Source organism: Acidovorax sp. (assembly GCF_046339755.1).
GTDB lineage: Bacteria > Pseudomonadota > Gammaproteobacteria > Burkholderiales > Burkholderiaceae_C > Acidovorax.
In genome coordinates, this window is record NZ_JBKDTZ010000367.1 from 1 (window position 1) to 8811 (window position 8811).

Consider the following 8811-nt stretch of genomic DNA (forward strand, 5'->3'; position numbering starts at 1 on the left):
ACGCCCTGCACGGGGGTTTTGAGGTCTTCGAGCGCCAGCCGCACGGCGGATCCATCCGTGGTCTTGGCTTGCTTGACAGCCTCGGCGTACAGCAGCACCGAGTCGTAGCCGTGCAGCGCGAACGAGAACGAGCCGGGGGCCAGCGCGTTCACGCGCACGCCGCAGGGGGCCTGCTCGGCCGCGAGCGACTGGGTGAACATCTTGATCGCGCCCTTGGAGGGCGAATAGCCCAGGCTGCCGGCCTGGCCCGCGTACGCGGCGATGGAGGCGATGTTGATGATGGAGCCTTTGGTGGACTGGATGGCCGGCAGCCAGGCCAGGCTCACGTTGAAGGTGCCGTGCACGTTCACGTCCAGGGTCTTCTTCCAGTTGGCGGCGGCACGCTCGCTGGCCGTGCCCTCGCGGATGATGATGCCCGCGTTGTTCACCAGGATGTCGATGGCCCCCACGTCGCGGCCCACCTGCGCGGCCAGCGCATGGCAGGCTTCGGCATCGGTCACGTCCAGCGTGTAGGCCCAGGCCTGGCCGCTGGCGGCGCGCACCAGCCCAGCGGTTTCTTCGACGGCGGCGGCGTTCATGTCGGTCACGACGACGCGTGCGCCAGCCTGCGCCAGGCCCAGCGCGATGGCGCGGCCGTTGCCCTGGCCTGCGCCGGTCACCAGCGCGAGCCGGCCGTTCAACAGGCGCGGGGCCACTGCTTCGGGGTACAGCATTTGTCGCTCCTTCTTCTCGTGTTGTCGTGTTCGCTCAGGCCGTGCGGGCCACGGGGACGGCGGCACGCTCCTGCAGGCTCACCGATTCGCGCACCGGCACCAGGGCGCCCGCCAGCTCCATGCCGGCCACGTAGCCGAAGGTGAGCGCCGGGCCCAGCGTGATGCCGGCGCCGGGGTAGTTGCCGCCCATGATGCTGGCCGCGTCGTTACCCACGGCGTACAGCCCCTTGATCGGCTGGCCGGCACCGTTGAGCACACGGGTGCGGTCATCGGTCTGCAGGCCCGCGAAGGTGCCGATGTCGCCGATCACGAGCTTGATCGCGTAGTACGGCCCGGACTCCAGCGGTGCCAGGCACGGATTGGGCGTGACCAGGGCATCGCCCTGGTAGCGGTTGTAGGCCTTGCTGCCCTTGCCGAAGGCCGGGTCCTCGCCGCGGCGGGCCGCGTCGTTGAACTCGCGCACCGTGGCCTCCAGCACCGCCGGCTCCACGCCGATGCGGCCGGCCAGCTCGCCCACGCTGTTGCCGCGCAGCAGGTAGCCGCTGCGCAGGTGGCGGCCGATGGGCATGGGCGCCGGGGCCACGCAGCCCAGGCCATAGGAGCGCAGGGCCTTGTGGTCGCACAGCAGCCAGGCGGAGACTTCCTTCTCACCCTGGCAGGCGGCCACCATGGCCTGCACGAAGTCGTGGTACGAGTTGCCCTCGTTGGCAAAGCGCTGGCCCTTGGGCGTCACGGCGATCACGCCGGGCTTGGCGCGGTCGATGAAGTGGGGCATCACGCCCTTGCTGCCATCGGCGCGCGTGGTGACCGAGGCGGGGACCCAGGCCGCCGCATGGGGGATGGTGCCGTCCACCCGGCCGCCCACGGCCTCGGCGAGCTTGAGGCCGTCGCCGGTGTTGGATGCGGGCGAAGGCGAGTAGTGCTCCTTGCCGGTGGGCGCGTGGGGAAAGAGCTGCTTGCGCCGCTCCACGTCGTGCGGGAACCCGCCGCAGGCCAGCACCACGCCGCGCGTGGCGGTCACCTTCACGGTCTTGCCTTCATGCTGCACCAGCGCGCCGCTTACGCCGTCGTATTCCACCACCAGTTTCGTGACCGGGGAGGACAGCCACACGGGGATGTCCAGATCCATCGCGGCCTTGGCCAGGCGGCCGGCCAGGGCATTGCCGTTGGTCAGCGTCATGCCGCGGCCATGGCCCATGACGTCCATCGCATGCTTGCTCAGGCGCCGCGTCACATAGGCAAACGAGGTGGGCGACTTGAAAGCCCGCATGAAGTGTTTGATCTCGGGGCCCGAGCCCAGCATCATGCCGAACACCGTCAGTTCGGGCAGGGGCGGCGCCAGGTGCTTGATGCGCGGGCCGAGTTCTCGCCCATCGAACGGGCGCGTGACCATGGAGCGCCCGCCGGGCTGGCCACCCGTGGCCTCGGCGTGGTAGTCGGGGAACACCGCCGGCATGTCGAACTGCACGCAGGTGTTCTGGGTGAAGAAGTCGATGGCCTTGGGGCCGTACTCCAGGAAGGCGTCGACGCGCGCCGCGTCGAAATGGGTCGTGGCCTCGTGCTGCAGGTAGGCGCGTGCGGCGCCCGCGGGCTCGTGGATGCCTTGCTTCTTGGCCAGGCGCGTGCCCGGAATCCACAGCCACCCGCCCGAGCGGGCGGTGGTGCCGCCAAAGCGCGCTTCCTTCTCCACCACCAGCACCTTCAGCCCCTGGGATGCCGCCGTGATGGCCGTCGCCATGCCCGAGGCGCCCGTGCCCACCACCAGTACATCCACCGAGATGCTGTCTTGCGTCATTGCATTGTCTCCAACGTTCGAAGTGTTTCGGCGAATTCTAACGAGCATATGACCATTGTCAATTCATCCGCTAATATCAAATGATGTGATTCAGTCGAATGAATCTGTTTATGTCATGGAAAACCCTTATGGATACACTGGCCACCCCCCGTCTGGATATCCCCATCATGGAAAAAAGCCGCCGCGGCATTCAATCGGTCGAAATCGGAAGTGCGCTGCTGCTGCAGCTGGCCCGGCACGTACGCCCACTGGCCCTCAAAGACCTGGCCAAGGCCAGCGGAATGACGGCGGGCAAGGCGCACCCGTACATGGTGAGTTTTCTCAAGGTGGGCTTCGTCACGCAGACCGAAGCCGGCCACTACGAGCTCGGGCCGCTGGCCCTGCAGCTGGGCCTGACCCGGCTGCAGCGCATGGACCCGGTGAAAGAAGCCTCGCAGCTCATCGAGGCGCTGGCCAATGACTCGGGGCAGAGCATCGCGGTGGCCGTGTGGGGCAACCTGGGACCGACCATCGTGCGGCTGGAGGAGCCCATCGAGCCCCTGCACGTGAACCTGCGCACAGGCACCGTGATGTCGCTGACCAATACCGCCACGGGCCGGCTATTCGCAGCCTACATGCCGCCCAAGGTGGTGGAGCGCATCCTGAACGATGAACTGCAGCGCCTGGGCACGCGCAAGGACGCCAAGGGTGCGCCGGAGCATGAGGAGCTTGATGCCGCCCTGGCCGAGACGCGCAAGCACGGCCTGTCGCGCTCGCTGGGGCAGCCGATTCCCGGCATCGACGCGCTGTGCGCACCGGTGTTCGACTCGGCCGGCCACCTGGTGCTGGGCATCCTGGCCATGGGCCCCTCGGCCAGCTTCGACAGCAGCTGGGATGGCTCAGTGGCCACGCCGCTGCGCCAGTGCGCACTGGAGGTATCGCAGCGCATCGGCCGCACGGCGCCTCCCGCGCAGGGCTGAACCACGCACCAGGGACTTGGCGGGCCCTATGCCTGGACGGGCCGGGCCGCCTCCACCTGGGCGTTCACGCGCTCGGCCAGCGCCATGTCTCCCGGAGTCTCGGGAGTGAACTTGTCCACGGCAAGCGGCTGACCTCCCTCGTCCAGCGCCGCATAGACGGCCACGCAATGGGCCACACCGGGCAGCTCCTTGGCCTGGATGCCGCCGCTGCGCACCTCGATCAGCATGTGCATGCTGGTCTCTCCCGTGTGCGCCAGGCTGGCTTGCACCTCCACCAGATCGCCAGGGTGGATGGGGCGGTCAAAGCTGGTAGCGCCCATGAGCGCCGTCACGCAGGTGCCGCCCGCCCAGGCGCTGGCGCAGGCAAAGCCTGCTTCATCCATCCAGCGCAGCACCGTGCCGCCGTGGATGCGGCCGGACGCCGACGGCGCAGTGTGCGACGCCAGAAAACGCAGGGTGATGGAATGCATGCGGTGGTCTCCTCAGTACTGCCACGGGTATAGCCGATTTCGTGCTGCGGGATGTGTAGGAGCGTGTCGTCACCCACCAGGCGGGCGGGTTGGGGCGACGCGCGGCAGCACCAGCCGCGCGCGCAGCCCGGCGCCTGCGGCACTGTGCAGCTCCAGCGTCCCACCGTGGGCACGCGCCACACGCTCGGCAATCGCCAGGCCCAGGCCCGCCCCCGGGGTGCCGGAGCGCGCTGCGCCGCCTCCGCGGGCAAAGGGCTGGCGCAGGCGCTCCAGCTCGTGCACCGCCACGCCTGCGCCATGGTCCGCCACTTCGATCCAGGCCCGGGCCGCATCGGCCCCCGTGCGCAGCACCACGGGCGCGGCGCCATGGCGCCAGGCGTTTTCCACGAGGTTGTCCAACGCACGCCGCAGGGCCTGGGCATGCACCGGCACCTCGGGCACGGCGCCCAGCTCCAGTTGCACCGCGCGGCCGTGGTCGGCCTGGGCCTCGGCTATGGCCTGGGCCAGCCCGTCGAGCGAGGCCAGGGTGGCCGGCTCGCCATCGCCCAGGCGCGCGAAATCGAGGAACTGGCCGACGATGGCATCCATCTCCTCGATGCTGCGCGCCATGCTGGCGGCCAGGGGGGCATCCACCTGCGCCTGGGCGATCTCCACGCCCAGGCGCAGCTTGGTCAGCGGCGTGCGCAGGTCGTGCGAGACACCGGCCAGCATCAGGGTGCGCTCCTGCTCGGCCTCGGCCAGGCTGCGCGCCATCTGGTTGAAGCTGCGCGCCACGGTGGCGATCTCCTGCGGGCCATCCTCGGGCAGGGGTTCGGGCTGGCGGCCGCTCGACAGTTGCTGCGCAGCCGCCACCACGCGCGCCAGCGGCCGGTTCAGGTGGCGCTGTAACCACCAGGCACCCAGCAGCGCGAGCAACCCGCCGGCGATGGTCGCCATGAGCCAGGCCCCCGTGAATTCGCGCGTGGGAAAGACGCTGGGCAGGGTGAGCCAGTAGTCCGTGCCGCCGTGCGCCACGCGCAGCGCCAGCATGCCCGCGCCATCGCGGCGCCAGCGCGCCTGGCCGGAGCCGCCGGCCTCCGCCTGGTCCAGCCGGCGCGCGACGGCCTGCACGAAACGCCGCTCCAGTGGAGACAGCAGGGCACGCCAGCGCAGGGGTGGGGGCTCGTCGGCGTCGCGCTCCGCCTCGGCCGCCTGGCGATTGAAGGCCTCCACAAAGGCCGCCCGCTGACCCGGCGGCAACACATCGAGCCCCGCGCGCAGGGCGGCCACGTTGTGTGCCACGCCATCGGCCACCTGGGCCACGCGCGGCTGCAGCACCATCTGGCGCACCAGCACCACGGCACACAGCTGGCTCGCCACCACCAGCGCGGCGATGAGCAGCAGGTTGCGCCCGAGCAGGCTGCGCGGCCACGCGCTCATGCCGCGCCTCCCGCAGGGGCTGCGCCGTCGGGCATGAAGACATAGCCCACGCCCCAGACGGTGCGGATGTGGCGGGGCTGCGCCGGGTCGGCCTCGATGAGCTTGCGCAGGCGCATCACCTGCACGTCGATGCTGCGGTCCGTGGCCTCGTGATCGGGCCCGTAAGCCAGCGCGATCAGCCGGTCCCGGCCCAGGGGGCGGCGCGGCTGCTGCGCCAGGACTCGCAGCAGCGCGAACTCGCCACTGGTGAGCACTACTTCTTGCCCGTCGCGGGTGAGCCTGCGCTCCTGCAGGAAAAGCTCGAACGCGCCGAAGCACACGCTGGCACCCGGGCCTGTCTGCAGCGGGCCGGTGTGCGCGCCCAGCATGCGCTGGCGCCGCACCATGGCCTGCACGCGCGCCAGCAACTCACGTGGGTTGAAGGGCTTGGGCAGATAGTCGTCGGCCCCCATTTCCAGGCCGATGATGCGGTCCACCGGGTCGCCACGTGCGGTGAGCATGAGGATGGGAATGGTCTCGCCCTGGGCGCGCAGGCGCCGGCAGATGGACAGGCCGTCCTCGCCCGGCATCATCACGTCGAGCACCAGCACGTCGAAGCGCTCGCGCGCCAGCAGCGCATCGAGCGGCCCGGCGCCGTCCACCGTGCGCACGGCATAGCCCTGGTCGCTCAGGTAGCGCTGCAGCAGGGCGCGCAGGTCGGGCTCGTCATCGGCCACCAGGATACGGGCCAGGGCGTCGGTCATGGGCAAGGGTGCATGCAAACAAACGGGATGGGGCAATGGTAGGGCGCAATGCCCTGCCGCAGGTCCCTTCGTCATGCTTTGTCATACATCGGGCCGCCCACGCCACACATGGCTCACACCTGGGCGCGAAAGTGGAGCCTTGCCAACCCAGGAGCCCTCCATGACCACTTCTTCCCACACCCGCGCACTGGCCCTCGCCAGCGGGCTTGTCCTGGGCCTCATGGCCGGCGCGTGCGCGCAGGCCGCGCCCTCGGCCCAGCGTGTCCAGCACATACAGCAGGCGCGAGAACAGCTGCACCAGCGCTTCGTGGCCGCCGACCGGGACGGCAACGGCCAGCTCACGCGCGCCGAGGCCCAGGCCGGCATGCCGCGTGTGCACAGCGCCTTCGACCAGATCGACACCGCCCGCAAGGGCTATGTGACCGAGGCCGAGATCACGGCAGCCATGGTGGCCCGGCTGGCCAGCCGCCGGGGCATGCCGCAGCAGTAACCGCATTTCACTACCATCACAGGAGAAAACGACCATGACCACCCCTATCACCCCCCGCCTGCGCACCTGGGCCCGCCGTGCTGCCGCCCCCCTGGGCCTGGCCCTGGCATCGCTGGTCGCCATGGCACCGGCCCAGGCCCAGTTGACCGACCCAGGCCTCTTTCTGGAGGAAGGCGGCGGCACCGTCACCACCCTTCCGGCCGGCGTGCAGCGCATCGCCGACGTGCCCTATGGGACCGACCCGCTGCAGCGCATGGACGTGTACCTGCCCGCCGCCCCGCGCAGCAGCGTGGAGGGGCCGGCCCCGGTCATCTTCATGGTGCACGGCGGCGGCTGGCGCACCGGCGACAAGGCCATGAGCCGCGTGGTGCAGGAAAAGGCCGCGCGCTGGGTACCGCGCGGCTTTGTCTTCATCTCGGTCAACTACCGGCTGCACCCGGCCGTGAACGTGCTGCAGGAGGCCATCGACGTGGCCCTGGCGCTGGACACCGCGCAGAAGCAGGCCGCGCAATGGGGCGCCGACCCCGCCAAGTTCATCCTCATGGGCCACTCGGCCGGGGCACACCTGGTGTCCTTCGTCAATGCGCATGCGCCGCTCTTGCGCCAGTTGGGCGTCACGCCGTGGCTGGGCACGGTGTCGCTGGACAGCGCGCTGCTCAACGCCCCGGTCGTGATGTCGCTGCCGCACTACCCGCTGTACGACGAGGTGCTGGGCAGCGACCCGGCCTTCTGGCTCGCGATCTCGCCCTACCAAGCCGTGACGGGTGCTCAGCCGCCCTACCAGTTCGTGTGCTCCACCAGCCGGCCCGACCGCCCCTGCCTGCAGGCCCAAGGCATGGCCGCGCATGTGCAGGCCCTGGGCGGCCGCGCCGAGGTGCTGCCGCAGGACCTCACACACGGCGAGATCAATGCCAACCTGGGGCTGGACAGCGACTACACGCGCGCCGTCGAGACGTTTATGGGATCGCTCGACCCCGTCGTCGCACAGCGCCTGCGCTAAGCGAGATAGCGCGCCAGGTACTTGCCCGTGTGGCTGGCGGGGTTGGCCGCCAGGTCCTCGGGCGTGCCCACGCCGACCACGGTGCCGCCGCCGGCCCCCCCTTCGGGACCCATGTCGATGAGCCAGTCGGCCGTCTTGATGACGTCCAGGTTGTGCTCGATGATGACGATGGTGTTGCCCGCGTCGCGCAGTTGGTGCAGCACCTTGAGCAAGAGGTCGATGTCGGCGAAGTGCAGGCCGGTAGTGGGCTCGTCCAGGATGTAGAGCGTGCGGCCGGTGTCGCGCTTGGAGAGTTCCTGCGCCAGCTTCACGCGTTGCGCCTCGCCGCCCGCGAGCGTGGTGGCAGCCTGGCCCAGGCGGATGTAGGACAGGCCCACGTCCAGCAGGGTCTGCAGCTTGCGCGCCAGGGCCGGCACGTCCTTGAAGAAGGCGAAGGCATCCTCCACGGTGAGCTCCAGGATCTGCGCGATGTTGCGGCCTTTCCAGAGCACCTCCAGCGTCTCGCGGTTGTAGCGCTGGCCGTGGCAGACGTCGCAGGGCACGTAGACGTCGGGCAGAAAGTGCATCTCCACCTTGACCACGCCGTCGCCCTGGCAGGCTTCGCAGCGGCCGCCGGCCACGTTGAAGGAAAAGCGCCCCGGACCGTAGCCACGCTCCCGGGCGGTGTTGACCTCGGCCATGAGCTCGCGGATGGGCGTGAACAGCCCCGTGTAGGTAGCAGGGTTGCTGCGCGGCGTGCGGCCGATGGGCGACTGGTCGACGTTGATGACCTTGTCGAAGTACTCGATGCCCACGATCTCGTCGTGCGCGGCCGGCTCTTCGTGGGCGCGGTAGATCTGGCGCGCCACCGCGGCGTACAGCGTGTCGTTGACCAGCGTGCTCTTGCCCGAGCCCGAGACCCCCGTCACGCAGGTCAGCAGACCCACGGGGAAGTCCACTGTCACGTTCTTGAGGTTGTTGCCGGTGGCGCCGGCCACGCGCAGCGCCTGCACGGCGCCCTGGCGCGCATGGTGGGCGGCCATGCGCTCGGCGCGGCGCTTGCTGGCCTCGGTCTCGGGAAAGCGCGACTTGCCCTTGGCCGGCACGGGCGCCGGTGCGGCCGCCTCCACCACCGGCAGCCAGGGCGTGCGGCGTTTGGGCACAGCGATGGCCAGCGTACCCGACAGGTACTTGCCGGTGAGCGATTCGGGGTGGTTGCGCACGGCGTCGTAGCTGCCCTGGG

At 70.0% G+C, this 8811-nt stretch carries 8 protein-coding genes and 1 pseudogene; 3 read left to right on the forward strand and 6 right to left on the reverse strand.

Annotated features, from left to right (window positions below):
* The coding region (locus tag ACK59X_RS31380; protein ID WP_409962852.1) for an SDR family NAD(P)-dependent oxidoreductase at window positions 1-713 on the reverse strand (713 nt) is incomplete at its 3' end.
* Window positions 714-747: 34 nt separating this feature from the next.
* Window positions 748-2508, reverse strand: coding sequence for an FAD-dependent oxidoreductase (locus ACK59X_RS31385; RefSeq protein WP_409962854.1), 1761 nt, complete (start codon window positions 2506-2508; stop codon window positions 748-750).
* 167 nt (window positions 2509-2675) lie between these two features.
* Between ACK59X_RS31385 and ACK59X_RS31390 the strand changes: the two genes are divergently transcribed.
* The gene (locus tag ACK59X_RS31390) at window positions 2676-3467 is read left to right on the forward strand and encodes an IclR family transcriptional regulator (RefSeq protein ID WP_409962866.1); all 792 of its coding nucleotides are present in this window, start codon (window positions 2676-2678) and stop codon (window positions 3465-3467) included.
* Window positions 3468-3493: 26 nt separating this feature from the next.
* On the opposite strand, the gene ACK59X_RS31395 is transcribed toward ACK59X_RS31390, so the two are convergent.
* The 3 genes from ACK59X_RS31395 to ompR all read right to left on the reverse strand — a co-directional run bounded on the left by ACK59X_RS31395 (window position 3494) and on the right by ompR (window position 6099).
* Window positions 3494-3937, reverse strand: a complete 444-nt coding sequence (locus tag ACK59X_RS31395) for an acyl-CoA thioesterase (protein WP_409962856.1) — start codon at window positions 3935-3937, stop codon at window positions 3494-3496.
* Window positions 3938-4006: 69 nt separating this feature from the next.
* The gene (locus ACK59X_RS31400; protein WP_409962858.1) at window positions 4007-5356 is read right to left on the reverse strand and encodes an ATP-binding protein; all 1350 of its coding nucleotides are present in this window, start codon (window positions 5354-5356) and stop codon (window positions 4007-4009) included.
* Window positions 5353-6099: a two-component system response regulator OmpR gene (gene ompR / locus ACK59X_RS31405; protein WP_409962860.1), complete on the reverse strand. Its 747-nt coding sequence runs from the start codon at window positions 6097-6099 to the stop codon at window positions 5353-5355. Before ompR ends, ACK59X_RS31400 begins: the two co-directional genes overlap by 4 nt.
* 160 nt (window positions 6100-6259) lie before the next feature.
* Here ompR and ACK59X_RS31410 point away from each other — a divergent pair, with 160 nt between their 5' ends.
* Together ACK59X_RS31410 and ACK59X_RS31415 are read left to right on the forward strand one after the other, a co-directional pair.
* Window positions 6260-6589, forward strand: a complete 330-nt coding sequence (locus ACK59X_RS31410; RefSeq protein WP_409962862.1) for a hypothetical protein — start codon at window positions 6260-6262, stop codon at window positions 6587-6589.
* Window positions 6590-6623: 34 nt separating this feature from the next.
* On the forward strand, window positions 6624-7589 hold the full coding sequence (locus ACK59X_RS31415) for an alpha/beta hydrolase (RefSeq protein WP_409962864.1): 966 nt from the start codon (window positions 6624-6626) through the stop codon (window positions 7587-7589).
* On the opposite strand, the pseudogene ACK59X_RS31420 reads toward ACK59X_RS31415, so the two are convergent.
* Window positions 7586-8811: pseudogene (locus ACK59X_RS31420) on the reverse strand (excinuclease ABC subunit UvrA); the annotation flags it as partial. The gene ACK59X_RS31415 and the pseudogene ACK59X_RS31420 sit on opposite strands and share 4 nt — an antisense overlap.

What these genes read in the sequence shown, in the direction of transcription:
- ACK59X_RS31385 (WP_409962854.1), bottom strand. Translation starts at nt 2,508, where the DNA reads ATGACGCAAGACAGCATCTCGGTGGATGTACTGGTGGTGGGCACGGGC.
- ACK59X_RS31390 (WP_409962866.1), top strand. Translation starts at nt 2,676, where the DNA reads ATGGAAAAAAGCCGCCGCGGCATTCAATCGGTCGAAATCGGAAGTGCG.
- ACK59X_RS31395 (WP_409962856.1), bottom strand. Translation starts at nt 3,937, where the DNA reads ATGCATTCCATCACCCTGCGTTTTCTGGCGTCGCACACTGCGCCGTCG.
- ACK59X_RS31400 (WP_409962858.1), bottom strand. Translation starts at nt 5,356, where the DNA reads ATGAGCGCGTGGCCGCGCAGCCTGCTCGGGCGCAACCTGCTGCTCATC.
- ompR (WP_409962860.1), bottom strand. Translation starts at nt 6,099, where the DNA reads ATGACCGACGCCCTGGCCCGTATCCTGGTGGCCGATGACGAGCCCGAC.
- ACK59X_RS31410 (WP_409962862.1), top strand. Translation starts at nt 6,260, where the DNA reads ATGACCACTTCTTCCCACACCCGCGCACTGGCCCTCGCCAGCGGGCTT.
- ACK59X_RS31415 (WP_409962864.1), top strand. Translation starts at nt 6,624, where the DNA reads ATGACCACCCCTATCACCCCCCGCCTGCGCACCTGGGCCCGCCGTGCT.